Consider the following 25,723-nt stretch of genomic DNA (forward strand, 5'->3'; position numbering starts at 1 on the left):
AAACCGGACTTACTCCTCTACTCCTTCGCCGTATTTTTGTTTTAGGTAATCTCCAATCAGCAATACCGCAGGAAATAAAATTTCTTCTTCCAGGACCGCATGTTTTTGAAGCTCCTTATCAAACCCCAAAAGTTCCTGATGATTTTCCCTTTCCGCAACACGAATCATTTCATCTAGAAAATGTGTGATCATTTGGTCAAAGCCTTAAGCCAGGAACCCCAAACTTAACTCTCCAATTTCCAACTTTTCAACTTTTCAACTTTTTTTACCACTAACTAACCTTTAATCCTCATTAAGATTTTGCAGGGCCGTTTCCATATCGATCCCTTTTCCCAACACCTCTTTAAAAATATCACCCATCTTATCGATACGGCCGGGCATGGTTTTTATAGTATAATCTTCCATCTTTAAACCTGGTTTCACCTCATCCCACTTTAAAGGCGCTGAAACCGTAGCACCCGGTTTTGGTCTCACACAATATGGCGCAGCCAGGGTTTGTCCTTTGCGGTTCTGAAGATAATCCAGGTAGATCTTCTTTCCCCTTTTCTTGATATTTCGTTCCATGCTGGTGATCTCCGGAAGCATTTCGTGAATGAAATAGCACATCAGTTTGGTGAAATCCCGGCCTTCCTCATAGGTGTATTTTCCTTCCAAAGGAATATAGATATGCAGGCCGCTGGAGCCCGAGGTCTTACAGTAACCTTTAATCTTTGCCTTATCCAAAACCTCCTTTGCAGCCCGGGCCACTTCTATCACTTCCTCAAAACTGTTTTTTTCTGAAGGATCTATATCTATCACCGTAAAATCCGGCTTATCAGGATGCTGAATGCGGGAACTCCACGGGTTGATCTCTATACACCCCAGGTTTGCCATATAAAGCAGGGTAGCTTCATTCTGGCACAAAAGATATTCTATATCCTTGTTGGATGACTTTGAGTGTACCCTGAAAGTTTCTATCCATTCCGGCAGTATGCCTTCATTATCTTTCTGATAGAATCCCGGTTGATCAATCCCGTTGGGATGCCGGTGTAAATTCTCGGGCCTGTCTATCAAATAGGGCAAAATAACATCAGACACCTTGATATAATAATCTATAAGGTCATATTTTCTGAAACCCGATTCCGGCCAGTAGATCTTATCCAGGTTGGTGAAGGGAACTTCAATGCCGTCAATTTTTAGGTGACCTGCTTTCGCTGACCCTTTATCGGTGGAAGTTTCGCTTATACTTTCGGGATTTTCCACCACCTTTTCTCCGGTGATTTCAGTCAGGCTTTTATCATTCCGCAGGCCTTTGAATTCGGGATGCCGTAACCTTCCTGTTTTGGTCCATTCGGTAAAGTGAACTTCACAAATAAGTTGGGGTTTCAACCAGTGCGGTGTTCTGCCTTTTAAATTGATCTTCTTATCAAACGGACTTTCTACCGATTCCAGTTTTCTGAATTTTACCAGCAGTTTTTTTTGCTCTGCTTCTGAAAAACCGGAACCACAATTCCCGATATATGTAAGCTTTTCCTCTTTATACATTCCAAGGATAAGAGAACCAAAAAGAGAACCCCCGCTTTCAGAATTGGTGTACCCGCATATAATTGCCTCGGTGCTTTGAACTGCCTTAATTTTTAGCCAGTTCTCACTCCGGTACCCCGGACTGTATTTTGAATCGGCTTTTTTGGCGATCACCCCTTCCATCCCTGCATCTATGGCCCGCTTGTAAAAAGCACTTCCCATTCCTTCCATATGATCACAGTAATAGGTGTGATAGGTACCTTCAATAACTTCTTCTATCAGGGATTTGCGCTCAACCAGCGGCAGATCAAGCATACTCAAGCCATTGAGATATAACATATCAAATACATAAAACCGCAATTCTCCCAGGGTATGTTCATCGTAATTCTGCAATTTCTGAAAATCGGGTACTCCTTTTTTATCCACGATTACAACTTCGCCGTCCAAAATCACATTATGTGGAATTTGTTCCAAATCACGTTTCAATCTTGAAAATTTCGAATTAAAGGAGATTCCGTTGCGGGAATAAAGCGCTGCTTTTCCGTCTTTAATATTAGCGATCATCCTGTACCCGTCCCATTTGAGTTCGTAGATCCATTTGGGATCGTTAAAGATCTTTTTGGTGGCGGTGGCCAGCATGGGTTTTATGGTTTCTGTTGGCTGAAGGCTTTTAACTTTTGGGGCCGGTATTTTTTTCATATCCCTTTTGGGAGAGAAATCTTCGGCATCATAAGAGAGATCGGTAGAAAAATCGTCGGTTTTTTTGATGAGCAACCATTGGTTTCCTTTATCTTCCCGGTTGGTCTTTACAAGAGCAAATGTTCCTTTGATCTTTTTCCCGAAGAATTCCAGCTTTAAATCTCCCTTTACAAATTGTTCCAGCAGTTCCTTTTTGGAGAGATCCCCGGTTCCTTTATAAATACCTTCATCCCAGATCTTCATCTCCCCTGCTCCATAATTCCCCTTTGGAATAGTCCCCTGAAATGTCAAATATTCGATGGGATGATCCTCTGTCTGGATAGCAAGCCTCTTATCCGCCGGATTCATGGAAGGTCCCCTGGGTACCGCCCAGCTTTTCAAAGTGCCCTGCATTTCCAGCCGGAGGTCATAATGCAGGCGGGTTGCCTGGTGACGCTGGATCACAAACCGCAGGTCCCCTTTACTTTTCGGAATGGAACCTTTTGGCTCGGGGGTACTATTAAAATCGCGCTTCTTGAAATATTCTTCTAAGCTCATTTAGGAAGCCTTGGTTTTCTTTTTTTCAAGGCTCGCCTTAAGCTGGGCCATAAGATCTGATGCGGCGGTGGGTTTGCTCTCGTATTTGGAAGCTTTGGCCTTTTTCCCGGCACTTTTGGAATTTATGATCTTCATCAATTGATCATTATACACATCTTTAAATTTCTCCAACTTAAAATTTGTGGTGTACTGTTCTATAAGTGAAATGGCCATATCCACTTCCTTTTTGGTCACCTTGGTATCTGGTAATTTTAATTCTCCCGGATCGCGGATCTCATCGGAAAAACGTATTACATGCAACACGAGGGCATCTTTATATAATCCCACCAGGCTCAGGTGTTCTTTTTGCCGCATTACAAAGGTGGCAACACCAAGTTTTTTGGTTTTTTTCAGGGCTTCACGAAGCAAATTATAGGATTTCCCGCCCTCTTTTTGAGGCTCGAGAAAATAGGGTTTTTTAAACAGCACATCGGCTACCTCATTCTCCTCAATGAATTCCTCAATATCTATTGTCTTGCTTTTCTTCATGTTGGCATTTTCAAAATCCTCATCTTCCAATACCACGTATTTTTCGCCCTGCTTAAAACCTTTTACGATATCATCCCACTCTACCTCTTTGCCCGTATCTTCATTCACTCTTTTATAGCGTATCCGGGCATTGTCATGTTTGTCCAGCATATCAAGGTCTATCTTCCTGTCTTCAGATCCCGAATATAATTTTACGGGAATTGAAACCAGGCCAAATTGTATTGAACCATTCCAAATCGATCTCATAATTTTTATCTTATTTGAAAAAAAGTAACCATCACACGGAAGTTACTTCCCTGATTTATACTTAAAAACCCTCAAAGAGATTAAATTAATACTTTTCCATGCCTCATTTCTTCAATTTATTAAAACTTTAGCGTATTCAGGAGGTGCGAAGCTTAAAAATGACGATGCCGGATGCCAGCATAAAAAAACCGAAACCTATTGGCTCCGGCTTCAAGATCAATTGGAAACCTTGTGTTATTTCAGCAGGGCATTAATTATCGTATTTTTAATGAACCCCACGGCTTTAGTTCTTATAATCACCTCATCACCAACAATCACTTCCCTGGTACTATCGCCTGCATCTCCTGGCTACCATCCAAAAATTCAAACTCGGCCCACACTGGAAGATGATCCGAGATGCGGCGCACCGCTTTCATATCGGGGAATTTTTTATAGATCAAAACCACCCCGGAACTTAAAAGCTGAAGGTTATTGGAATTATAGAAGATATTATCGTATTCAGATGCAAGGCATTCTTCTCCCACGCATTCCATTTTCATAGTGGTTTTTTGGTTTTGCAACACGGGCCGATATCCTATTTTCTTCAGCGGATTAAATACGGTGTGGCTCTGCGGAACATTAAAGTCTCCCAAAAAGATCAGGTTTTTACCGGGATATTTTCCGGGCAGAAATTTGAAGTATTTGATCTCGGTTTCCGGTTGCTTCTTTTTGGGAACGGCGTGAAAACTTACCAGCGTAAATGGTTTTCCTTTATAGCTGAAATCCATCATATAGGGTTCCCTATCTATCTCAGCTACATAATTTTGATCCAGCCAGGCTTTCTCCATCTGTTTTACGGTTGCCGATTTCCATAAAAATGCATAGCGCTCTGTCGCGTAAGGCGTACTTTGTGTTGGGTCACTTACCAAGTACTTCCATTTTGCTCCTTTCCGGTTAAGCTCATCTGCCAGTTTTGCAACCGCCCGGGAACCTCCATAACCAGCCACCACTTCCTGAAGAGCCACAAGGTCAAAATCCTTCAGCGTATTTGCCATAAAATTGATTTCAGCTTCTGTTTTGGTCTTACCAAAGTTCTGAAGATTCCAGGAAGATATCTTTACCTGGGCAATGAGAAGGGTATTACAGAAAAACAGCAAAAAGATTAATAGAATTCGGGTTTTCAACACTGGAGTTTTTTTAAAAGAGAATAATTTGGTTTGTAGTTGTTAGGTTTTGCTGCAATACAATTGCTTCTTTTCCTCATTCCTCCACCCTGCCTGGTTTCTGAATTTCACATAAAAGATCTTAAGATCGGCCTGGGTTTGAAAGTTGGTGAAGAATATCTTCCATTGCGCCTGATTCACAAAATCTGGGTAGAACCATAGGCCGTCGCAATCTGTTGCCTGGTTTTGAAAATCTACCCGAAACACGTTTAGGTCCGCCTGGGTTTCAAACTTCACTTCGTACACTTTTACATCGGCCTGGGTGGCGAATTTAACGGGAAATACCGTTTGGGAAAAGAGCGGTGAAACATAAGGCTTAGAACTAAAATCCCTAAAATTCTTCTTGTAAAAGTCCCGTTGAAATTGAAAATTACCTTCATATTTTATAATGAATTTTGATTCTGTTTGAAAATTCTGGACACTGTGTTTCATCTAATTTTTGCCTTCTGAATTTCTTCCCAAATTAGGCTTTATTAATCGATTCTAAAAAAGGAAAACCGTAATCCAACGCGAATTTGCTCAGATTTTTTAAGCAGGTGAAATTTCAATCATCACCTGTTTTACAAGTTCTTTCGGATAAATCCTTCAGAAGAAAAGCTTAAAAAAAAAGGTTATGTTATAGAACATTTTGGATTATAATATAGATCTCAGTTCTGAATTGCCATTTTCGCTTTGTATCTTTTTAACCATAAAGTACACCAAAAAAAAATACCGAGGACACAAAGAAAAAGTGATGATTGGAAATGAATCATGGATAATTATTGAGTTGGAAATTAGAAAAGGACTACTTGACAGCAATGCCGAATGGTATAGCAAGACTTGGCGAACTTTGTGTAAACTTTATGTCCTTTGTGATTAAAGAAAGTACCTTTCTGCAATTTCCTGAAACAGTACCAAAAAATTCAATTTATTTCCCCGGTAATTAATAATAGGCATCAAGATTTTTTTGGAGTTGTGCAATGATGTCCTTCCGCAGGCTTTCCGGCTCAAGCACCTTTACCTGGTCCCCGTGAGAAAGGATCTCCATCTTAAAATCGTGGGTTGGCGCCAGGTGATATTTGAAGCGGTGCTCATTTTTATCTTTCAGAATTTCCTGCTGACTCGCATGCAGGGGCAATGAATTGATGTAACGGCCTTCCTGGGGTGTAAAGGAAAGAACGATTTTTTGAGGTTTTTCCCCGGTGCCGTTAATGATCCCAAAAATATCCCTAAACTCCTCCACCGGGTCATAATCCTTTATTTCCCTGAATTTCTTGCCACTTATTTCAAGCTTGCTTATTCTATCTAAACTGAAATTCTTGATTTTTTCATCCCGTGTATCCTGTGCCAATAGATACCAACGGTTGCGTGATTCCTTAATAGCGACAGTTCGGACTGTTCTTTCGGTAATGGAAGAATCGTAATACTTTTTATAGGTGAAATTCACCTCCAGCCTGTTCCGTATCGCATGCAGGAGTCCGTGCATATGTTCTGTACCAAGAGCTTTTCTATTCTCGAAGATGAGATGATTCCCAAAACTGTTCCCCATTTTGATGGCATTAAAAAGATCGAAAGTTTCCATAAGTCTTTCAGACTGCGCTTCCCTCCCATCTTCTGCTATGTAATACAGGTTTTGGGATTTGTCACATTTGATCTCTATTTTGTAATTGTCATCAATCTCTTTCATATCCCGCTGAAAAGTGCGGATAGAACAGGTAAGTTTGTCTTCGGACAGCGTTTCCTGTAAACGCAAAAAATTCTGAATATCTTCAAAAGATGAAGGACGTTTAGAGAGTTGATGTATGATAAAGCGATGACGTTGCAATCCTTCCTGTCTTGACATAAATTTAATTTTTAAAAAACCAATATAAAACCATATCGGGACATTTAATGACGCTGTTTGATATATTTTCCCAAAACCTGCGTGAAAAAATTTTCAACTTCGTCCTCAAATACATGCACAGGTATGCTGTGGGCGAGTTTTGGCCGGATATGAAGGTGAAAGTCTGTAAACTCATTGTATTTTTCTGAAATGAAATTCATAGTGTCTGCGGGATTTACCACATTATCATCGGCACCAAGCACAAAATGCTTCAGGGTATAGGAATTTATCGCTTCAGAAGGTATGATTTGCTCCACAGAACGTTTTCTTAAAGCCGGATTGAATAGCAATGCTGGTTTCTTTAAAACTGTAGAAACATAATATGCAGCGAAGCCTCCTATACTGCTTCCTATCACCACATCTATTCCCGCTTTTCCATATTTTTCCACGATACTTTCTATTGCATCCGGGTTGTTATAGTAATTCAGATTAGGCGCGCTTACCTCCCCAAATCTTCCCAAAATAGTTCTTTTTTCCTCGCTCAATTTGCTTTCCAAGCCGTGTAAATAAAGTATTTTCATAAGTAAGTATTTATTGTTTTTTTAAGGTTTAAATCAAAGAAAGGGAAAGCACACGCCAATTAATGTCGTCTAACCTTATAATTGTAATTCTTTTTTTTTCTAAAGATCCTTCCTTCTGCAAGGTTCCCCTCCCGGCTTTTTAAAAAATCCGGGTAATTAAAAATCTTGGGGTAACCGAAAAAAGTATGAATTGAATAATACTTTTAATAATTCAAGGCAAGCCAGCCTGAATGAATCGGGCAGGCCTCGGGGAAACAAACCCTCAATGAGGGATTAAAACCCAGATTTTTTTAAATGCTATTATTTCATGCTTTAACAAGACAAGTTCCTCCGAAATTTAACTTTTTATGATTTTGGTCATATAATAAAAAAGACAACAACTTTAAATTTGTGACAATTAATTAAACATAAACAAATGAGAAAATTATCAAATTTTATTCTGTTTTTATTCACCCTTGCCGTTTTTACGGGCTGCGGGGATTCAGAAAAAAAAGAGAAGGAAGATATTAAAATCGAAGATTACAGCAAGGAAAATCCTAAAAAAGAAGCTCCTGCCACCAGCTCAGGAGATATGGTGGATATGTCCAATAAAGGCATAGGACCCATAAAATCAGTATCCCTGGATGCCGAAATTGATAAAGCGCTTGCTGTAAAGGGAGAAACAGTTTTTAAGAATATGTGTACCGCCTGCCATAAAACCGATAAAAAATTCATTGGTCCGGCAATGGTAGGAATAACCGAACGCCGCTCACCTGAATGGATCATGAACATGATCCTGAATCCTCAGGAAATGATCGCCAAAGATCCTATTGCAAAACAATTGCTTTTAGAATCCAACATGGCAATAATGGCCAATCAAAACCTAACCGAGGAGGAAGCAAGATCTATTCTTGAATATTTCAGGTCTCTTGATGACGAGAAATAAAAATTAAATTTTAATCTAACCAAAAACGCTTAATATGAAAACAAGATCTTTTTTATTTGCTTATCTTATAATGGCAGGCACAATGCTGTTTGTAGGATGTAAAGAAAAACCCTCAGAGGAAGTAACTTCCACTGATACCGAGGAAACCACCGATGCTGCTTCCAATCGCGGCCAGGCTTTTATCGATGATGAAAATTCTGAACCAAATGCTCTGAACACCGCTATCAATTCTCCAGATCATACCACCCTGGTTGCTGCGGTACAAGCTGCTGAAGTTGAAAATGCACTTGTAAACGTTGGTCCCCTTTCGGTTTTCGCACCTACCAACGCCGCATTTGACAAGTTACCGGCAGGCACTTTGGATGACCTTCTGAAACCTGAGAACAAGGAAAAACTTGCAAATATCCTAATAAATCATGTGGCGCCAGGCAATTACCCAATTGAAACCCTGAAAAAAAATGTTGAAAAAGGGCGTACTCTATATATGGCATCCGGGGAATATGTTCCGGTAACCCAGGAAGGTGAGGACATCTATGTAGGAGGAACAAAAATTCTTGCCTCTATAAATGTTAGCAATGGCTGGGTTCACATAATAGAAGATATCATTTTACCAAAAAATTAATCAAACAAAAACAATAATGAAAAAATTCAATTCAATTTTCTTTGTTGCCATATTTTCCCTTATCATGGTGAGTTGTGGTGATAATAACGAATCCAAACGCTCCGGAGGTGCAATGGCATCCAACGTTGCCGAAAGAGTCTATGTAGCACCCGGAGAACATGATGAATATTATGCTTTCCTGTCTGGTGGATATAGCGGAAACCTAACTGTATACGGCCTTCCTTCTGGAAGAATGTTAAAAGAGATTCCTGTGTTTTCTCAATTTCCTACTAATGGATATGGGTATTCTGAGGAAACAACCCCAATGCTGGAAACTTCTTTTGGTTTTATTCCCTGGGGTGATGCTCACCACCCGGATATTTCCCAAACCAATGGGGAACTGGATGGACGATGGGTCTTTATCAATGAAAACAACACGCCAAGGATTGCACGTATCAGTCTTGAATACTTTGAAACAGAAGAAATCATAGAGATCCCTCATAGTGCAGGTAACCACTCTTCTTCATTTGTAACTGAAAATACCGAATATGTGGTAGCAGGTACTCGTTTTTCTGTTCCCTATCCTCAGGAAGATATTGCGATCGATCAAATGAAAGGAAATTTCAAAGGCCCTCTTACATTTATTGCAATAGACGACAAAGGCGGTATGTCAATTGATTTTCAGCTAAAGATGCCTGGTTTCAATTATGACCTTTCGCACCCGGGACGTGGGGATTCTCACGGCTGGTTCTTCTTTACTACCTATAATACAGAAGAGGCTCACACCCTGCAAGAGGTGAACGCTTCACAAAACGATAAGGATTTCATCGCTGCCGTAAACTGGAAAAAGATCCAGGAATATGTACAAAACGGTGGTGGGGAAGAGATCGACGCTAAATATGCGCATAACGTATTCAATCATTCAACGCAAACCGCTACCACTACAATGATGGACAAAGTTCTTACCGTAGATCCAAGGGATGTGCCAGGCGCAGTTTACTTTATGCCAACACCTAAATCCCCTCACGGATGTGATGTGGATCCTTCTGGTGAATATATCATTGGGAACGGAAAACTATCTACAGATCTTACCATCCACTCTTTCTCCAAAATGCTGAAGGCAATTGAAAATAAAGAATTTGACGGAGATGCTTACGGAATTCCTATTTTGAACTTTGAATCTACACTCGCGGGAGTTGTTAAAAATGGAGGATTAGGGCCTTTGCATACCGAATTTGACGATAAAGGGAACGCCTATACTACCTTCTTCATCTCTTCTGAAGTTGTAAAATGGAAGCTGGGAACCTGGGAAGTGCTGGACAGGCAACCAACTTTTTACTCTGTGGGACACAATATGATCCCCGGTGGAAACTCAAGAAAACCTGACGGGAAATACATGATCACTATGAACAAGATCACCAAGGACCGTTACCTGCCAACTGGTCCCGAGTTAGAGCACTCTGCTCAGTTGTATGACATTTCCGGAGAAAAAATGGAACTCCTTCTGGATTTCCCTACTCACGGAGAACCACATTATGCTGCCGCAATTCATGCTGATAAGGTCAAAGCCAACTCAAAAAAGATCTACAGGCTTGATGAGAACAAACATGAAAATGCAGCGCTTAATGAATCAGAAACCCGTGTAGAGCGCAATGGGAACGAAGTACACGTATATATGACCATGGTAAGGAGCCACTTCGCACCAGATAATATCGAAGGAATCAAAGTTGGTGACAAGGTATATTTCCACGTAACCAACCTGGAACAGGATTTTGATGTACCACATGGATTTGCAATGATTGGTGCCAATACTTCTGAACTTTTGATCATGCCCGGACAAACAAAAACCATAATCTGGGAACCGAAGAAAGTTGGAGTATGGCCATTCTATTGTACTGACTTCTGTTCTGCACTTCACCAGGAAATGCAGGGATATGTAAGAGTTTCAGGTTCCGGTTCCAATGTGCCGCTTAAGTGGTCACTGGATGGAGACTAGATACAGTTTTGATTAGTTGAACATCTTTACTGGTAAGGCGGGTGAATACTAGTATTTACCCGCTTTTTTATAAAAATTATTCAATTGAAATGAGCAATACTGGAAAAAATCCAAACCTCAATGTAGATATGCGAATTGCATATGGTTATTGAAAAACAATAAAATCTGTATATGAAAAAATCAGGAATTTTAATGATACTGGGTTCAGCCTTATTGCTGGGACTATTTTATTTTCCACTCTGGAATATCACTCTGGGCGCACCTCAATACCCCGAACCACTGGGAATGGATATCTATATTTCAGGAATCGAAGGAAACTCGGAATTTGATATTCAAAATATTGATGGATTAAATCATTATATCGGTATGAAAAAAATACCAAAGCCCGCAGAAATGTGGGAATTCAAGACTTTTCCCCTTGTAATTGGCGGGATGGCTTGCCTTGGAATCCTTCTTGGAATTCTGGGTTTTTTTAAAAAAATAAGTCCCAAATGGTTTCTTGGATGGTTTGCTTTAATGATGGTTCTTGGAATCCTGGGTATGTATGATTTCAATGCATGGCTTACAGATTATGGGACAAACCTTGATCCAAAAGCCATAATCAAACTTACAGATGAGGCTGGAAATCCCTTAAACTACAAACCTCCGCTCTTTGGCACAGAAAAGATCCTGAACTTTACAGCACATTCCTATCCAAGACTTGGAGCCTGGTTAATGTTTGCGGGAATGTTCTTAACTTTAGTCGCCTGGTGGGTGGGAAAAAAGTCAGTTAAGGCCCAAAACAATTTATAATGAAACAGCCATGCGAATATCGGGAGACCGTTAAAAAATAATAAAGATCCAAATATGAAATATTATATCTTTCTTTTTATTGGAATGCTGCTTGTATCCTGCAGCAATGAGCCTGAACCAATTGTTTATGGAAGTGATAATTGCTCTTATTGCAAAATGACAATTGTAAGCAAGGCACATTCTGCCCAAATGGTCACCAAAAAAGGCAAACAAATAAAATACGATGCCATTGAATGTATGGTTCAGGATAATCTTCAAAATTATGAAACCTCAGAAATTGCCGTTATGCTCGTAGCAAACTATGAGGAACCTGGCACAATGCTGCCCGTTGAGGAAGCTTCCTTTGTAATTGATAAAAAAATCACCAGTCCTATGGGGGCAAATCTCGCGGCAATTAATAAAGACGGTAATCGGGAAGAATATTCTGAGGCATATACCTGGAATGAACTTAAAAAACACTTCCTCAAAGAGGATCCGCAAAACCTGAAATGAAGTATTTTCTAAGTCTTATATTTTTACTGCACCTCCTTCCTTCCTTGGCTGGAGAAATCAGGGTATGCAGTTCCTGTGAGGTGAAAACTGTGAAAAAGGCTATAGAAATCGCCCAATCTGGTGATACCATAATCATTGAAAAGGGGGTCTATAAGGAATTCGATATCAATATAATTGATAAGAAGCTTCACCTAAAAGGAATCGACTATCCCGTTATTGATGCCGGAATGAACGGAACTGCTTTTGGTATAAAAGCCGACGGGGTTACCATAGAAGGTCTTAAGATTATAAATGTTGGCAGAAGTTATACCAAGGAATTTGCGGCCGTACTGTTAAACGGAAGTCAAAATTTTACGATGAAAAACAACATCCTTGAAAATGTTTTCTTCGGATTTTTAATCGAAAAATCGGTTAATGGGCTTATTGAAGGCAATCGTATTAAAGGTAAAGGAAGCGAGCAAACAAACTCCGGGAATGCAATCCATCTTTGGAACTCCTCTGAAATTACCGTTAAAAACAACCACGTGCAGGGAATGCGTGACGGGATTTATATTGAATTCGGCGAAAACTGTAACATTATCAACAACGTATGTGAAAAAAACTTACGGTATGGGCTGCATTTTATGTTTTCCAACAATAACAGCTATATAGGAAATACCTTTGATGATAACGGTGCCGGGGTCGCGGTCATGTTCTCTAAATTTATTGAAATGAAAAATAACCTGTTCAGGAAAAACTGGGGTACAGCTTCCTATGGCTTGTTGCTTAAGGAAATTTCAGACGCAACTCTTGAACACAATGTTTTTGAAGACAACACCATAGCAGTAAATGCAGATGGTACCACGCGGGTGAAATTCATAGAAAACGACTTTATGAATAACGGTTATGCCATTAAGGTCCACGGGGGCGCTTATACAACCAGTTTTACCCGTAATAACTTTTTGTACAATTCATTTGATGTTGGATATTCCGGAAGGTTGAATGACAATACTTTTAACGGGAATTACTGGAGCGAATACAGAGGCTATGACCTTAATAAGGACAAGATAGGGGATGTTCCCTTCCGGCCTGTTAAACTCTTTTCATACCTGGTAAATCAAACCCCCGAAGCCATCGTATTGTTAAGAAGTCTCTTTATTGACCTGGTGGATTTTTCAGAAAAGGTCTCCCCCATCTTTACCCCTGCAGAATTAATTGATCAAGAACCCCAAATGAAAAGAATCAAATGGTAAGTATTAAAAACCTTCATAAAAAATTCGGCTCCCTGGTAGTGCTTAACGGCCTTGATCTGGAGATAGATCAAAAAGGTATTATTGCCATACTGGGACCCAATGGATCCGGGAAAACTACGCTCATAAAAAGTTTGCTGGGAATGGTGGTTCCTGCCAAAGGTGACATTGAAATTGGGGGCAAAAAGGTGAAAAACCATTGGGAATACCGCAAGGATATTGATTACTTGCCCCAAATCGCAAATTTCCCCGGCAACCTCAAGGTAAATGAACTTATTAAAATGATAAAAGACCTGAGAGGAAAAGAAGCCCGCGATAAAGAATTGATAGAATTCTTTAAACTGGAACCTTTTCTGGACAAAAAACTCAGCAACCTTTCCGGCGGGTCAAAACAAAAAGTCAATGTGGTATTGTGCTTTATGTTTGACAGTCCGCTTATAATTCTGGATGAACCCACTTCGGGCCTGGATCCTGTTTCACTGTTGCGGTTGCGGGATCTAATTCAAGAGGAAAAAGCAAAAGGAAAGACCATTCTCATCACTTCACATATTATGAGTTTTGTGGAAGAAGTGGCAGACAGGATCGTGTTTTTGCTGGAAGGAAAAATTTATTTCAACGGTACGGTTTCCGAGCTTAAAACCTCAACCGGACAGCCCGATTTTGAACATGCAATTGCCAATATCTTAACCGAAAACGATGCTTAAAATATTAAAATACAGTTTTTTTGATCTTTCCCGCAGTTTATGGAGCTATGTTTATTTCCTATTCTATTTATTCCTGGGAATTATCCTGTTATTTCTTAACAACGATCTTTCCAATGCGGTAATAACATTAATGAACGTGATCATTATTCTGGTTCCGCTGATAGGGACAATTTTTGGGGTGATGTATTATTACGATTCGAGGGAGTTCACTGAACTTTTACTGGCACAACCCATAAAACGGAGCACCATTTTTATTGGGCAATATCTGGGTGTGGCTATTTCCCTTTCTCTTAGCCTTGTTCTGGGACTGGGAATCCCCTTTGCAGCATACGGCCTATTTGAGTCGGCAGCCATCTGGAATTTCTTTTCTTTATTGGTATCTGGTGTGTTTCTTACATTCATTTTCACCGCCCTTGCCTTCAATATCGCTTTGTCCCATGAAAACAAAATCAAAGGTTTTGGACTGGCTATTTTGCTTTGGTTATTCCTGGCGGTGGTCTATGACGGAATATTTTTGCTCATCCTGGTATATTTCCAGGAATATCCGCTGGATAAATTTGCGCTTATAGCAAGTGTCTTGAATCCTATTGACCTGTCGCGGATTCTTGTGTTATTAAAGTTAGATATTTCGGCATTATTAGGGTACACAGGCGCGGTTTTTAAACAATTTTTTGGCACCTCCCAGGGTATGTTTATTTCTTTTGGGGTACTTTTCCTGTGGGTGGTATTACCGGTTTACAGGATTATAAGAGTTTCATCAAAAAAAGATTTTTAAGGTATTTATTTGCAAGGCCGCTTTATTCTAAAAACTTCAGGAAATACCTTGGATGTTGTTTTCACATCGAAGAAAAATATGCTAAACCTCATATTTAACCATAGCAACTCCTATGAACTGTATTTGAATCCAAAGAAAAACCAATTTTAGAATCAAAAACTTGGGGCAGGCCCACGAGGTATGTCCCGATAATTCGTGTGGAAAATACTTTTGAAAATTCGAGGCAAGCCCGCCGGATTTAAATCAGTTTAAAGTAAAATCTGATTTATAAGAAATTCAGATAAGTATATTTAAATGAAACTTGTCCAGAAAAAATGTGTTAACCGTGCAGAAAAACAATATCTAATCAAATCTCTCGCCATTTTTACACCTGAAACATATTTGAAAGGTAAAGCCAGTGGATAAAAGCTAAATTAATAAATAGCTGAGTTTGCCCAAATCAAAAAGTCAGGAATTTTAGCTGACTCTTTATTATATTATTTGGAATAAATTTTTATGATAAAATCCTGGTTTCAGGACCTGATTTTCACTTCAATATTTTCTGTTTCAATAGTAGAAAGGAATTCCAGTTTTCCCGCTTCATATAATTCATCAAGATCTTCGAGGGGAGTGCTAAAATCTTCAATTTTGTAATTCTCATAATCGGCAAAGCGAATCCCTTCAATAACCCGTTCTTTAAAGGCCTTTCTAAATCGGATTCCGCCATCATCAACCTGAAATTTATACGCGAGATAATCTATGGTGAAATCATTTTTATGGATCCAGTACATAAAAACATCGTGATGATCGGCGCCACCACCTTCCTGCTGAAAGCTTATTTTCACCTCGTAATAAGGCGCTCCCGCTATTTCTGCTTCCCCAACCAATTCTTTGTTCACGGCCTTATCATTCAAACCATAAGGTAAATGCGCGAAATAATGGACAGAATTCACGCTGCCTGTATACTTGGTAGCCATTGAATCCGGAACTTTTATCAAACTGTCATTTTTGAAACGCTGGTATCCGGTATTGTTTATCACATCCCTGTAACTTATACCTGTAGAATCCACAATCCTTCTTTCCAGCTGAAATTCTCCGCCGTTTCGAATGCTTTTATAGGTATAATCCCTGAATTTAAAATCGATAGTCGCCTTTCGGTAGTTTGCTCCTCCCGCATTCTCAATTGTTTTATCAATAATTTCTTCCGCTGTGATCTCATTTTTCTCTTCCTGACAGGAAATAAAAAAAACTGTAACAAGAAGTATGATGAATTGTTTCATATGTTTTTTTATCAGAATAGCCTCAAAGGTACTAAAATGCCAGGAAAAAACAGAAGGAAGCTAAAAGCAGAGATTTTCTATTTATGATTTTGTTGATCATCAAAATTTACAATTACATTATAGGTGTTTCTAAAGAAAGCTTCCTATTTTTGCTTACGTATGAAAAAGAGTAGCAATACCATTAACATCAAGAACCGAAAAGCCAGGTTTGAATTTGAGATCCTGGATAAATTTATCGCCGGGATCAAGCTTTCGGGAACCGAAATAAAAGCCATTCGGCTTGGAAAAGCTTCTATTGCTGAAAGTTTTTGTGAATTTCAGAATAATGAACTCTTCGTGATCAATATGACGGTGGAAGAATATTCGCACGCCTCCCATTTTAACCACGACCCAAAAAGCGCACGTAAGCTTTTAATGAAGCGACGGGAGCTGAATAAACTTGAAAAGGAAGTCAAAAATTCCGGGCTTACTATTGTCCCACTTCGCTTGTTTATCAATGACCGCGGACTGGCGAAATTGCAGATTTCTCTTGCAAAGGGTAAAAAACTCTACGATAAACGCGAAACCATCAAAGACAGAGATAGTAAACGAAGGTTGGACCGTATCAAAAAAGATTTCAATTAATCCTCCATTCTTTTATGAATAGCTATTTGCTGAAGTAAATCAAAAATAAATGATCAGTAAAATCCAGCTTTTTATCCTGTTCTTTTTAGTTTTTAACTGGAGTTTTTCTCAGCTAACAGGAAAAGTTACCAATTTTGATGATGAACCACTCCCCTATGTGAATATTTATACCGAAGACGGAAAGTTTGGTACCACCACCAATGAAGATGGGGATTATTCGCTCAAAATATCAGAAAAAGGGGAATATGAACTGATATATCAGTTTTTGGGATTTGAAACCCTTCGGAAGAAAATAAACATAGCAATATTTCCATTTCGCCAGGATATCAAACTTACCGAGACTACTACCAATCTTGATGAAGTCACCATAAATTCCAATGAAAATCCGGCCGATAAAATTATCCGGAAAACGATCGATCAACGGAAACAAAACCTCGCAAAAATAAAACAATATTCTGCCGATTATTACTCGCGCGGCCTATGGCGGATCAAAAATGCACCGGAAAAGATCCTGGGCCAGGATATTGGCGATTTAGGCGGCGGCCTGGATTCTACCCGCAGCGGAATTGTTTATTTAAGCGAGACCATCTCCACGATCAATTATCGCGCTCCCAATGATTTCAGGGAAAAGATCCTGGCCTCAAAGGTAAGTGGGAATGATAATGGTTTCAGCCTCAATTCTGCACGGGAATCGGAATTTTCATTTTATGAAAACACCATAGATCTCAATGCTAAGGTTGTATCACCCATAGCCGATTATGCCTTTAATTATTATACGTATAAGCTGGAAGGGGTATTTTACGATGAAGCTGGACAAATGATCAACAAGATCCGGGTGACTCCCAAACGCCCTCAGGACAGGGTGTTTTATGGCCTTATCTATATTGTTGAGGATTCCTGGCAAATTTATGGACTAAGCCTCAATACAACAGGAAAGGCCATCCAGTTTGAACCAATTGAAACCCTTACATTCACTCAAAATTTCAAGTATTCTGAAGAAAACAACTTCTGGATCAAGATCTCACAAACCGTGGATTTCAGTTTTGCGATGTTTGGTATTTCGGGGGACGGTAGGTTCACGGCGGTTTACAGCAATTACAATTTTGATCCCGGTTTTGACAAAAAAACCTTTACCCGCGAGGTATTGACCTTTGCCGATGCAGCGAATAAAAAAGATTCCCTGTACTGGAAAACAATCCGGCCGGTTCCCCTTACCACAGAAGAGCTTTCAGATTATATCAGAAAAGACAGTATTCAGGAATTGCGGAACTCTAAAACCTACCTGGATTCTGTAGACAGGGTGCAGAACGAATTCAATATTTCCAATTTGGCTTTTGGATATAGCTTCAGCAACTCCTATAAAAAACAAACTTTCAGTATTTCTTCACCGCTTTTTGGCTCCCATTTTAATTCAGTTCAGGGCTGGAATACTACGGTAAATATTGATTTCCGGCAAAATCAGGATGAGAATTTCGGGAAATTCTGGCGAATTGCAGGTTCTGTAAATTATGGTTTTAGTGATGACAAGCTAAGATTCACAGGCCTTTTTCAGAAAAAATTCAACAATTTCTCCAAGCCTGTTTTAACAATTTTAGGTGGCGTTAAAACGGAACAGATCAATCCTACCGAACCCATTTCAGAAAGAATCAACGATATTACAAGCCTGTTTTTTCAACGAAATTACCTGAAATTATACGATAAGAAATTTGTTGAGATCAGGTTTCAACAAGAGCTTTTCAATGGGTTTCAATTGACATCAGACATCAGTTTTCAGGATCGGTCTTCACTTTTAAATACTACAAACCAATCCTGGATAAACCGGGATGGAATAGATTATACTTCCAATAATCCCCTGGAACCAGCTAATTTTGGTTCTGCTCCCTTCGAAGACCATCAAATTTTCAAGCTTAATCTAATCGCCAAAATAGATTTTGCGCAAAATTATATGAGTTATCCAACCGGTAAATTCAACATGAGCTCGAATAGATTCCCAACGCTTTACCTTGCTTATGAAAAAGGGTTTGGCGCCGATGTTAAGAATTATAATTTTGACCAGTTCCGGGCGGCAATTGTCCAGGATGTGAGTTTAGGAAACAAGGGGACTTTTAGCTATAATTTAAAGGCCGGGACGTTTTTAAATCCGGGAAATATTGCGTTTTTAGATTTCCAGCATTTTAACGGAAATCAAACCAGGATTGGAAACGGCAATTATATTAACAAATTCAATCTTCTGCCCTATTACGCGTTAAGTACTGATAAAAGTTATTTTGAGAGTCATTTTGAACAGGATTTTAAAGGCTGGATCCTTGGGAAGGTCCCGGGTATAAATCAGCTAAATTACAACCTCATCCTGGGAGCACATTTTCTTTCAACCGAAAACAACAAACCATATTCCGAATACTCTGTGGGAATTGACAATCTTGGTTTCGGAAAATACCGTCTCTTACGACTGGATTATGTTTTTTCCAATTTTGAAGGAAACAGGCAGGGAGCCTTTATTTTCGGTTTGAAGTTTCTGGGGATTTTTGAGTGATCAATCGATAACCTAGAATACACGAATATTTCTTTGATCTTTCTCTTTTTCCATTCTCTAAAATTCTTAATCTTGAATTTTAAATCTTGAATCTTTAAAGAATCAGTTCTTGTCTTCCAGCAATGGAACAAAACGGAAGTCCCCATATACCTTTTTCTCGAACTCTTTCCCCGATTTCCGAATGTATAAGGTCATTACCTGCACCTTATCTCCTACCGGGATCACCATTCTGCCGCCAACTTTTAATTGTGACAGCAAAGTTTTCGGAACAAATGGCGCTCCGGCGGTAACTATTATTTTATCAAAAGGGGCATATTCCGGGAGACCTTTATAGCCGTCTCCAAAACTCAGGAATTTTGGCCGGTACCCGATTTTTGAAAGAAAAAGTTTGGTTTTTTTATACAATTCCTGCTGACGTTCTATACTATAAACTTTTGCGCCAAGTTCACATAGAACGGCGGTTTGATAGCCGCTGCCCGTGCCAATTTCCAATACGGTTTCGCCTTTTTTGATCTCGAGCAACTCGCTTTGAAACGCAACCGTATAAGGTTGGGAGATAGTTTGATCTGCAGCTATGGGAAAGGCTTTATCCTGATAGGCGTGATCCTCAAAACTGCTGTCCATGAACAAATGCCTTGGAATGTTTTTAATAGCTTCCAGCACTTTTTTATCCTTCACTCCCTTAGCCTCCACGATAGCCGCCAGTTGTTGTCTTTTTCCCTTATGCTTAAATGTATCTTTCAAAACGGTTTTAACTTTTACGGTATAAAAATACTCAAACAAACCCTAGGGTTCAAGCATCGATTTAGTTTTTATTTAACGAATGTCCTAAACCAATAACAATCAAAATGATATTGGCTTTAACCCAAGAAATGCTATTTTTGTGAAAAATGTAATATAATGCTTAAAGCTGGCGTATTTGGTGCAGGGCACCTTGGAAAGATCCATTTGAAACTTCTTGAAGAATCCCCAAAATATAAACTGGTTGGTTTTTATGATGACAATAGAGAAACCGCCGTTGCAATTGAAAAAGAATTTGGTTACAAAAGCTTTAATTCTGCTGAAGAGTTAATCGATGCAGTAGATATGATAGACATTGTAACACCAACTTTTGCCCATTTTGAAGTTGCCAAAAAAACCATACTCGCAGGAAAACACGTTTTTATTGAAAAACCCATTACCTCTACTTTTCAGGAAGCTTCGGAACTGATAGAGCTCGCTAAAAAACACAAGGTTAAAGGCCAGGTTGGCCATGTAGAACGTTTTAACCCTGCTTTTCGCGCGGTTGCCGATAAGATTGAAAACCCGATGTTTATCGAGACACACAGGCTTGCAGAATTCAATCCGCGGGGAACCGATGTTCCCGTAGTGCTGGACCTTATGATCCATGACATAGACGTGATCCTTAGTCTGGTGAAATCTGAAGTGAAAAATATAAATGCCAGCGGAGTTTCTGTAATTAGTGATACTCCCGATATCGCAAATGCCAGGATCGAATTTGAAAACGGCTGTGTAGCAAATTTAACCGCCAGCAGGATCTCCCTGAAAAATATGCGCAAATCAAGGTTCTTTCAAAAAGACGCCTATATTTCGGTAGATTTTCTTGAGCGAAAATGCGAAGTGGTGAAAATGAAAAATGCACCTGAAAAACCAGATGATTTCGCGATGATCCTGCAAAATGCTGAAGGTGTAAAGAAACAGATCTATTTTGAAAATCCCAAAGTAGAAGAGCATAATGCAATTTTGGAGGAACTGGAAACTTTTGCAGATGCCATCCTAAACAACACCACACCAATAGTAAGCCTGGAAGAAGGAGCCGCAGCATTAAAAGTGGCAAACCAGGTAATTGCAGGGTTCAGAAAGTAAGATTTGGAAATGATAATATTTAAATTCAATCAATTATAGGGGAGCAAGCTTATAAGCTATGCAAAAGGCAGAAATAACCAGAATTTGGATGAAATAGGGCCAAAACGAATCTGGATTAAAGCCAAATAATGGATTAACACAATTAATAACGGAAACTGAATTATAAAATATCAGGATCCTAAAAATAAAAATCAAAATGAAAAAAATAGCAGTAATAGGAGCAGGAACCATGGGCAACGGAATTGCACATACATTTGCCCAGTTTGGATTTAAAGTCAACCTCATCGATATTTCAAAAGAAAATCTTCAAAACGGGATCGATACCATTTCCAAAAATCTGGACAGGATGGTTGCCAAAGAAAAAATTTCTGCAGAAGATAAAAAAGCGACTTTAAAAAACATCACCACTCATATCGATATTCCTTCCGGAGTTAAAAATGTTGGATTGGTAATAGAAGCCGCTACAGAAAATGTGAAATTGAAATTACAGGTTTTCAAACAACTCGACACCAATTGTACCGATGATACTATCCTTGCCACCAACACCTCTTCCATTTCCATCACGCAAATAGCTGCAGAGGTTTCTAATCCGGAGCGGGTAATAGGAATGCATTTTATGAATCCGGTGCCTGTGATGAAACTGGTAGAGATTATACGGGGTTATTCCACTTCCGATAGGGTGACCAAAACAATCATGGATCTTTCCAAAAAGCTGGATAAAGTTCCTGTAGAAGTAAATGATTATCCGGGATTTGTTGCCAACAGAATTTTGATGCCAATGATCAATGAAGCAATTGAAACTTTGTACACAGGAGTTGCCGGGGTTTATGAGATAGACACCGTGATGAAACTAGGAATGGCACATCCCATGGGACCACTTCAACTGGCAGATTTCATAGGACTGGATGTGTGTCATTCCATTCTGGAAGTGATGTATAACGGCTTTAAAAATCCGAAATATGCTCCAAATCCTCTGCTTACCAATATGGTTCGTGCAGGGAAATTTGGAATAAAATCCGGGGAAGGTTTCTATGATTATTCTGAAAGCAGAAAAGCGGAAAAAGTTTCGGAACAGTTTACTAAATAGCGATTCACCGGAGAGAAGCATTTCTGAGAACACAACCCCCAAGATTCGCTGCTTGATGAAAAATTAGAAGGTTCTTATTATTTGGTCCCTTTATCATACATAGTTTTTTCCGAAGGAAATTTCAGAAAAGGTAAATAGAAAAAATTGGCAAAGATAAATCCCTTTAAGGCGGTAAGGCCTGCAAAAGATAAAGCCGGCCTGGTTGCATCCCGGCCCTATGAAGATTATACTGAAGGGGAGCTCAAAGCCCAGCTACAATACAATCCTTTTTCCTTTTTGCATATCATAAACCCCGGTTATAAATTCCAACATGAAATTACCGGGGAAAAACGCTTTCAGCTGGTTAAAAACCGTTATCTCGAATTCAAGGAAGAGGAAATCTTTATAAAAGATGCTGTTCCCTGCTATTATTTCTATAAAATAGTAACCCGAAATGATTCCTTTTTTGGAATAATTGCAGCTGCAAGTGTGGAGGATTATGAAAATAATATCATTAAAAAACACGAAGACACCATTGCCTTCAGGGAAAATTTATTCAAGGATTATTTAAAAGTCGTTGGTTTTAATACCGAGCCCGTTTTGCTCACCTATCCGGATTCTCCCGAAATAGAAAAACTTATTGAAGAAGCCATGAATACCCGGCCCGAATATGAGTTTACCACCCACAATAAGGAAACCCATTTTCTATGGACTGTTTGTGAACCTGAAATCGTGGAGCAAATAAAACTGGAATTCGGGAAAATGCCTGCCCTTTATATTGCAGATGGACATCATCGCTGTTCCTCGTCCCATATACTGGCAAAGGAATCGAAAGCGGAGAATCCAATGCATTCCGGGGAGGAACCCTACAATTACTTTATGAGTTTCCTAATTGCTGAAAGCAAATTGAAGATCTATGAATTTAGCCGTTTGGTGACCGATTTAAATGGCTGGAGCAAAGAGGAATTCCTGATGCAGCTGGATGAGCAATTTCGAATAGAAAACAGGGGTACCCAGGTATATTCACCTAAGTCCAAACATCATTTCAATATGTATCTGGATGGTGAATTCTATTCCCTTTTTCTTCGGAAGATCAATTATGAATTCACCGATTCCCTAAGCACTTTAGATACCCATATTTTATATGAAAAGCTTTTGAAACCTATTTTAGGTATTCAGGATGTAAGAAATAACATTCGAATTTCTTATATTCACGGGAAGAATGATTTAATAGAAATGAAATCTGAAATTGATAGCGGCAGGTTTGCAGTAGGTTTTGGAATGTTGCCCTTAACCATTGAAGAAATAAAAAAAGTGGCCGATGAAGGCCTTATTATGCCGCCTAAAAGCACCTATATTGAGCCAAAATTAAGAAGCGGATTAACCATCTATGAATTTTAAAATTGCGACCTTTAAATTAGTCTGAATTTTTTATAGTTTATTTAGAATAGAGCATGAGCATTTCAGAAAATATAAAAAAATTTAAAACAGAAATAGAGGGTGTTAGCCTGGTAGCAATTTCCAAAACAAAACCTACAGCTGATCTTCTGGAAGCCTATAACACCGGACAACGATTATTTGGAGAGAATAAGATCCAGGAAATGACCGAAAAATGGGAGGACCTTCCAAAGGATATCGAGTGGCATATGGTAGGTCATGTACAGCGAAATAAGGTGAAATATATGGCTCCTTACGTTGGCCTGATTCATGCTGTAGACAGCTTGAAATTATTGAAAGAGATCGATAAAGAGGCTAAAAAGAACAATAGGATAATCAAGTGCCTTCTTCAGATTAAAATAGCCGATGAAGATTCAAAATTTGGAATTAGCGCGGAAGAAGCCGGGTCGATACTGAAATCGGAAAAATTAGCTGAAATGGAAAATGTAAAAGTCACCGGCCTCATGGGAATGGCAACTTTTACGGAAGATGAAGAGCAGGTTAAAAAAGAATTTCAGTATTTAAAATCGGTATTTGATGAATTTCAGAAGAATTTCAAGGAATTGAAAACACTCTCTATGGGAATGAGCGGAGATTACGAGATCGCTGTGGAATGCGGGAGCAATATGGTGCGCATTGGAAGTGCTATATTTGGGGAAAGATAAGCCCCCCTACCCCCGAAGGGGGAGTAAAGGTTATCCCCTCCTTCGGAGGAAAGTGAAAAATACTTTGAAAATTCTAGGCAGGCCCGCCTGAATGATTCGGGCAGGCCTCGGGAAGGTAAACCCTAAATAAGGGCTTAAAAAGAAAATGATAATGAGTTTATATAAAATGAAAAATTTGTTCAACAGTGATAATTTCCCCTTTGGGGGTTAGGGGGTTTTTATGTACGCAATTTTAGACATAGAGACCACCGGTGGGAAATATAATGAAGAAGGTATTACCGAAATTGCCGTTTATAAATTTGATGGCCATAAGGTAGTAGATCAGTTTATAAGTCTTGTAAATCCAGAGCAGCCTATACAACCTTTTGTAGTGGGTCTTACCGGTATTAATAATGAGATGCTGCGCAATGCTCCTAAATTTTTTGAAGTTGCAAAACGAATTGTGGAGATCACAAGTGATTGCATTGTAGTGGCTCATAATGCCAAATTTGACCATCGAATCCTGAGACTTGAATTTAGAAGATTGGGATTTGATTTTGAAAGAAAAACCCTTTGTACAGTAGAACTTTCCAAAAAGCTTATCCCGGATCAGGATTCATATAGCCTTGGAAAACTGGTAAGAGCACTAGGAATTCCACTAAGCGACCGTCACAGAGCTAGTGGAGATGCTCAGGCTACAGTAAAACTTTTTAAAATGCTGCTCAACAAGGATATCGAAAAAAATATTCTAAAAGAATCAGTAAAAAATGAACCCTCCCGGCAGTTAGATACGAGATTAATACAAATGATTGAAGAACTACCGGCAGCAACCGGAGTTTATTATTTTCATAATGAAGAAAGTGAGATCATTTATATTGGAAAAAGCAAGAATATCAGAAAAAGGGTCAATCAGCACTTTACAAATGATCATCATAAATCCAGGGAAATTCAAAAGGCAGTAGCTTCGGTTAGTTTTGAAGCTACGGGAAATGAATTGATTGCGCTTTTGAAGGAAAATGAAGAAATAAAACACAATAGGCCTAAATATAACAAGGCACTTACAAAATCTATTTTCAATTATGCGCTTTATCAGTTCACCGATGAGGATGGTTACATCAATTTAAAAATAGGAAAGGCCGATGCCAGAAAGAAAAACATCACAACTTTTACCGGGCTACAACAAGCGAAATCTGTTTTGCATAATATCGTAGAAACCTATGGGCTGTGTTTTTATTTAACCGGCCTTCATAGCGGTAAGGAAAACTGTTTCAATTATTTAAAAACCTGTAAAGGCGTCTGTATTAAAGCAGAATGCCCTGCAGAATACAATGAAAGGGTTTTCGAAATGATTGCCAAATTCAGCTACCAGGATCAAAATATATTAATTATTGACCGTGGAAGGGATATAGACGAGAAAAGTGCCTTGTTGGTAGAAGATGGTGTTTTTAGAGGAATTGGGTACTTTAATTTGAATTATCAGCTTAATAATATAGATATTGTACGTTCAATCATCACTCCCATGAAGGATGACCGGGATGTTAGACACATCATTCAGAATTATTTAAGAAAAAACAAAAAGCTTAAAATCATTCAATTCTCAGAAAGTGTTTAAGGAAGAAATATTCGATATTATGATGAAATATAGAAGAATTCAATTCACTGGAAAGTTAAAACCTGAATGAC

At 39.0% G+C, this 25,723-nt stretch carries 24 protein-coding genes; 15 read left to right on the top strand and 9 right to left on the bottom strand.

The window, feature by feature from the left end; translation table 11 throughout:
- Window positions 1-9: 9 nt before the first annotated feature.
- From ACKGJN_RS08760 to ACKGJN_RS08790, 7 genes are all read right to left on the bottom strand, one after another.
- Window positions 10-192, bottom strand: coding sequence for a hypothetical protein (locus ACKGJN_RS08760; protein ID WP_409539108.1), 183 nt, complete (start codon window positions 190-192; stop codon window positions 10-12).
- A gap of 90 nt (window positions 193-282) precedes the next feature.
- Window positions 283-2,739, bottom strand: a complete 2,457-nt coding sequence (gene ligD / locus ACKGJN_RS08765) for a DNA ligase D (RefSeq protein ID WP_409539109.1) — start codon at window positions 2,737-2,739, stop codon at window positions 283-285.
- Complete coding sequence (ku, locus tag ACKGJN_RS08770) at window positions 2,740-3,513, bottom strand: non-homologous end joining protein Ku (protein WP_409539110.1); 774 nt, start codon at window positions 3,511-3,513, stop codon at window positions 2,740-2,742. It lies immediately after the preceding gene.
- A gap of 314 nt (window positions 3,514-3,827) precedes the next feature.
- Entirely contained in the window at window positions 3,828-4,679 is an 852-nt protein-coding gene (locus tag ACKGJN_RS08775) for an endonuclease/exonuclease/phosphatase family protein (protein WP_409539111.1), read from the bottom strand.
- A 39-nt stretch (window positions 4,680-4,718) separates the two neighbouring features.
- A complete protein-coding gene (locus ACKGJN_RS08780) occupies window positions 4,719-5,147 on the bottom strand; it encodes a DUF6150 family protein (RefSeq protein ID WP_409539112.1) in 429 nt (142 codons plus the stop codon).
- Between the two features lie 490 nt (window positions 5,148-5,637).
- The gene (locus tag ACKGJN_RS08785; RefSeq protein ID WP_409539113.1) at window positions 5,638-6,537 is read right to left on the bottom strand and encodes a helix-turn-helix transcriptional regulator; all 900 of its coding nucleotides are present in this window, start codon (window positions 6,535-6,537) and stop codon (window positions 5,638-5,640) included.
- A 44-nt stretch (window positions 6,538-6,581) separates the two neighbouring features.
- Window positions 6,582-7,097, bottom strand: coding sequence for a YqiA/YcfP family alpha/beta fold hydrolase (locus ACKGJN_RS08790; RefSeq protein ID WP_409539114.1), 516 nt, complete (start codon window positions 7,095-7,097; stop codon window positions 6,582-6,584).
- Window positions 7,098-7,512: 415 nt separating this feature from the next.
- Here ACKGJN_RS08790 and ACKGJN_RS08795 point away from each other — a divergent pair, with 415 nt between their 5' ends.
- From ACKGJN_RS08795 to ACKGJN_RS08830, 8 genes are all read left to right on the top strand, one after another.
- Window positions 7,513-8,022, top strand: coding sequence for a c-type cytochrome (locus ACKGJN_RS08795; protein ID WP_409539115.1), 510 nt, complete (start codon window positions 7,513-7,515; stop codon window positions 8,020-8,022).
- Window positions 8,023-8,056: 34 nt separating this feature from the next.
- A complete protein-coding gene (locus tag ACKGJN_RS08800; RefSeq protein ID WP_409539116.1) occupies window positions 8,057-8,644 on the top strand; it encodes a fasciclin domain-containing protein in 588 nt (195 codons plus the stop codon).
- A 16-nt stretch (window positions 8,645-8,660) separates the two neighbouring features.
- Complete coding sequence (nosZ, locus tag ACKGJN_RS08805) at window positions 8,661-10,619, top strand: Sec-dependent nitrous-oxide reductase (RefSeq protein ID WP_409539117.1); 1,959 nt, start codon at window positions 8,661-8,663, stop codon at window positions 10,617-10,619.
- Window positions 10,620-10,790: 171 nt separating this feature from the next.
- On the top strand, window positions 10,791-11,411 hold the full coding sequence (locus tag ACKGJN_RS08810; RefSeq protein WP_409539118.1) for a hypothetical protein: 621 nt from the start codon (window positions 10,791-10,793) through the stop codon (window positions 11,409-11,411).
- Window positions 11,412-11,465: 54 nt separating this feature from the next.
- A complete protein-coding gene (locus ACKGJN_RS08815; protein WP_409539119.1) occupies window positions 11,466-11,903 on the top strand; it encodes a nitrous oxide reductase accessory protein NosL in 438 nt (145 codons plus the stop codon).
- Window positions 11,900-13,135 carry a nitrous oxide reductase family maturation protein NosD gene (locus ACKGJN_RS08820; protein WP_409539120.1) on the top strand — a complete coding sequence of 412 codons (1,236 nt, stop codon included), beginning with the start codon at window positions 11,900-11,902 and terminating at the stop codon, window positions 13,133-13,135. The genes ACKGJN_RS08815 and ACKGJN_RS08820 overlap by 4 nt, the downstream gene beginning before the upstream one ends.
- Window positions 13,129-13,836: an ABC transporter ATP-binding protein gene (locus tag ACKGJN_RS08825; RefSeq protein WP_409539121.1), complete on the top strand. Its 708-nt coding sequence runs from the start codon at window positions 13,129-13,131 to the stop codon at window positions 13,834-13,836. Before ACKGJN_RS08820 ends, ACKGJN_RS08825 begins: the two co-directional genes overlap by 7 nt.
- The gene (locus tag ACKGJN_RS08830; protein ID WP_409539122.1) at window positions 13,829-14,611 is read left to right on the top strand and encodes an ABC transporter permease; all 783 of its coding nucleotides are present in this window, start codon (window positions 13,829-13,831) and stop codon (window positions 14,609-14,611) included. The genes ACKGJN_RS08825 and ACKGJN_RS08830 overlap by 8 nt, the downstream gene beginning before the upstream one ends.
- Before the next feature lie 512 nt (window positions 14,612-15,123).
- Here ACKGJN_RS08830 and ACKGJN_RS08835 read toward each other — a convergent pair.
- On the bottom strand, window positions 15,124-15,870 hold the full coding sequence (locus tag ACKGJN_RS08835) for a DUF6503 family protein (RefSeq protein WP_409539123.1): 747 nt from the start codon (window positions 15,868-15,870) through the stop codon (window positions 15,124-15,126).
- 159 nt (window positions 15,871-16,029) lie between these two features.
- On the opposite strand from ACKGJN_RS08835, the gene smpB reads away from it, so the two are divergent.
- Window positions 16,030-16,494 (top strand): SsrA-binding protein SmpB, encoded by a 465-nt coding sequence (gene smpB / locus ACKGJN_RS08840; protein ID WP_409539124.1) that lies wholly within the window; start codon window positions 16,030-16,032, stop codon window positions 16,492-16,494.
- A 49-nt stretch (window positions 16,495-16,543) separates the two neighbouring features.
- Entirely contained in the window at window positions 16,544-19,027 is a 2,484-nt protein-coding gene (locus tag ACKGJN_RS08845; RefSeq protein WP_409539125.1) for a DUF5686 and carboxypeptidase regulatory-like domain-containing protein, read from the top strand.
- Between the two features lie 102 nt (window positions 19,028-19,129).
- On the opposite strand, the gene ACKGJN_RS08850 is transcribed toward ACKGJN_RS08845, so the two are convergent.
- Window positions 19,130-19,771 (bottom strand): protein-L-isoaspartate(D-aspartate) O-methyltransferase, encoded by a 642-nt coding sequence (locus ACKGJN_RS08850; protein WP_409539126.1) that lies wholly within the window; start codon window positions 19,769-19,771, stop codon window positions 19,130-19,132.
- 156 nt (window positions 19,772-19,927) lie between these two features.
- On the opposite strand from ACKGJN_RS08850, the gene ACKGJN_RS08855 reads away from it, so the two are divergent.
- The 5 genes from ACKGJN_RS08855 (at window position 19,928) to ACKGJN_RS08875 (ending at window position 25,652) form a co-directional block, all read left to right on the top strand.
- Window positions 19,928-20,893, top strand: coding sequence for a Gfo/Idh/MocA family protein (locus ACKGJN_RS08855; RefSeq protein WP_409539127.1), 966 nt, complete (start codon window positions 19,928-19,930; stop codon window positions 20,891-20,893).
- A gap of 196 nt (window positions 20,894-21,089) precedes the next feature.
- Window positions 21,090-21,980: a 3-hydroxyacyl-CoA dehydrogenase family protein gene (locus tag ACKGJN_RS08860; RefSeq protein ID WP_409539128.1), complete on the top strand. Its 891-nt coding sequence runs from the start codon at window positions 21,090-21,092 to the stop codon at window positions 21,978-21,980.
- 144 nt (window positions 21,981-22,124) lie between these two features.
- Complete coding sequence (locus ACKGJN_RS08865) at window positions 22,125-23,360, top strand: DUF1015 domain-containing protein (protein WP_409539129.1); 1,236 nt, start codon at window positions 22,125-22,127, stop codon at window positions 23,358-23,360.
- A gap of 53 nt (window positions 23,361-23,413) precedes the next feature.
- Window positions 23,414-24,061 (top strand): YggS family pyridoxal phosphate-dependent enzyme, encoded by a 648-nt coding sequence (locus ACKGJN_RS08870; protein WP_409539130.1) that lies wholly within the window; start codon window positions 23,414-23,416, stop codon window positions 24,059-24,061.
- Window positions 24,062-24,281: 220 nt separating this feature from the next.
- Window positions 24,282-25,652 carry an exonuclease domain-containing protein gene (locus tag ACKGJN_RS08875; RefSeq protein WP_409539131.1) on the top strand — a complete coding sequence of 457 codons (1,371 nt, stop codon included), beginning with the start codon at window positions 24,282-24,284 and terminating at the stop codon, window positions 25,650-25,652.
- Window positions 25,653-25,723 lie beyond the last annotated feature (71 nt).

The organism is Gillisia xinjiangensis (assembly GCF_046298265.1).
Classification (GTDB): domain Bacteria; phylum Bacteroidota; class Bacteroidia; order Flavobacteriales; family Flavobacteriaceae; genus Gillisia; species Gillisia xinjiangensis.

Bases quoted from the DNA above. Each gene is read 5' to 3' on its own strand.
- ACKGJN_RS08760 (WP_409539108.1), bottom strand. From the start codon at position 192: ATGATCACACATTTTCTAGATGAAATGATTCGTGTTGCGGAAAGGGAA.
- ligD (WP_409539109.1), bottom strand. From the start codon at position 2,739: ATGAGCTTAGAAGAATATTTCAAGAAGCGCGATTTTAATAGTACCCCC.
- ku (WP_409539110.1), bottom strand. From the start codon at position 3,513: ATGAGATCGATTTGGAATGGTTCAATACAATTTGGCCTGGTTTCAATT.
- ACKGJN_RS08780 (WP_409539112.1), bottom strand. From the start codon at position 5,147: ATGAAACACAGTGTCCAGAATTTTCAAACAGAATCAAAATTCATTATA.
- ACKGJN_RS08785 (WP_409539113.1), bottom strand. From the start codon at position 6,537: ATGTCAAGACAGGAAGGATTGCAACGTCATCGCTTTATCATACATCAA.
- ACKGJN_RS08790 (WP_409539114.1), bottom strand. From the start codon at position 7,097: ATGAAAATACTTTATTTACACGGCTTGGAAAGCAAATTGAGCGAGGAA.
- ACKGJN_RS08795 (WP_409539115.1), top strand. From the start codon at position 7,513: ATGAGAAAATTATCAAATTTTATTCTGTTTTTATTCACCCTTGCCGTT.
- ACKGJN_RS08800 (WP_409539116.1), top strand. From the start codon at position 8,057: ATGAAAACAAGATCTTTTTTATTTGCTTATCTTATAATGGCAGGCACA.
- nosZ (WP_409539117.1), top strand. From the start codon at position 8,661: ATGAAAAAATTCAATTCAATTTTCTTTGTTGCCATATTTTCCCTTATC.
- ACKGJN_RS08810 (WP_409539118.1), top strand. From the start codon at position 10,791: ATGAAAAAATCAGGAATTTTAATGATACTGGGTTCAGCCTTATTGCTG.
- ACKGJN_RS08815 (WP_409539119.1), top strand. From the start codon at position 11,466: ATGAAATATTATATCTTTCTTTTTATTGGAATGCTGCTTGTATCCTGC.
- ACKGJN_RS08820 (WP_409539120.1), top strand. From the start codon at position 11,900: ATGAAGTATTTTCTAAGTCTTATATTTTTACTGCACCTCCTTCCTTCC.
- ACKGJN_RS08825 (WP_409539121.1), top strand. From the start codon at position 13,129: ATGGTAAGTATTAAAAACCTTCATAAAAAATTCGGCTCCCTGGTAGTG.
- ACKGJN_RS08830 (WP_409539122.1), top strand. From the start codon at position 13,829: ATGCTTAAAATATTAAAATACAGTTTTTTTGATCTTTCCCGCAGTTTA.
- ACKGJN_RS08835 (WP_409539123.1), bottom strand. From the start codon at position 15,870: ATGAAACAATTCATCATACTTCTTGTTACAGTTTTTTTTATTTCCTGT.
- smpB (WP_409539124.1), top strand. From the start codon at position 16,030: ATGAAAAAGAGTAGCAATACCATTAACATCAAGAACCGAAAAGCCAGG.
- ACKGJN_RS08845 (WP_409539125.1), top strand. From the start codon at position 16,544: ATGATCAGTAAAATCCAGCTTTTTATCCTGTTCTTTTTAGTTTTTAAC.
- ACKGJN_RS08855 (WP_409539127.1), top strand. From the start codon at position 19,928: ATGCTTAAAGCTGGCGTATTTGGTGCAGGGCACCTTGGAAAGATCCAT.
- ACKGJN_RS08860 (WP_409539128.1), top strand. From the start codon at position 21,090: ATGAAAAAAATAGCAGTAATAGGAGCAGGAACCATGGGCAACGGAATT.
- ACKGJN_RS08870 (WP_409539130.1), top strand. From the start codon at position 23,414: ATGAGCATTTCAGAAAATATAAAAAAATTTAAAACAGAAATAGAGGGT.
- ACKGJN_RS08875 (WP_409539131.1), top strand. From the start codon at position 24,282: ATGTACGCAATTTTAGACATAGAGACCACCGGTGGGAAATATAATGAA.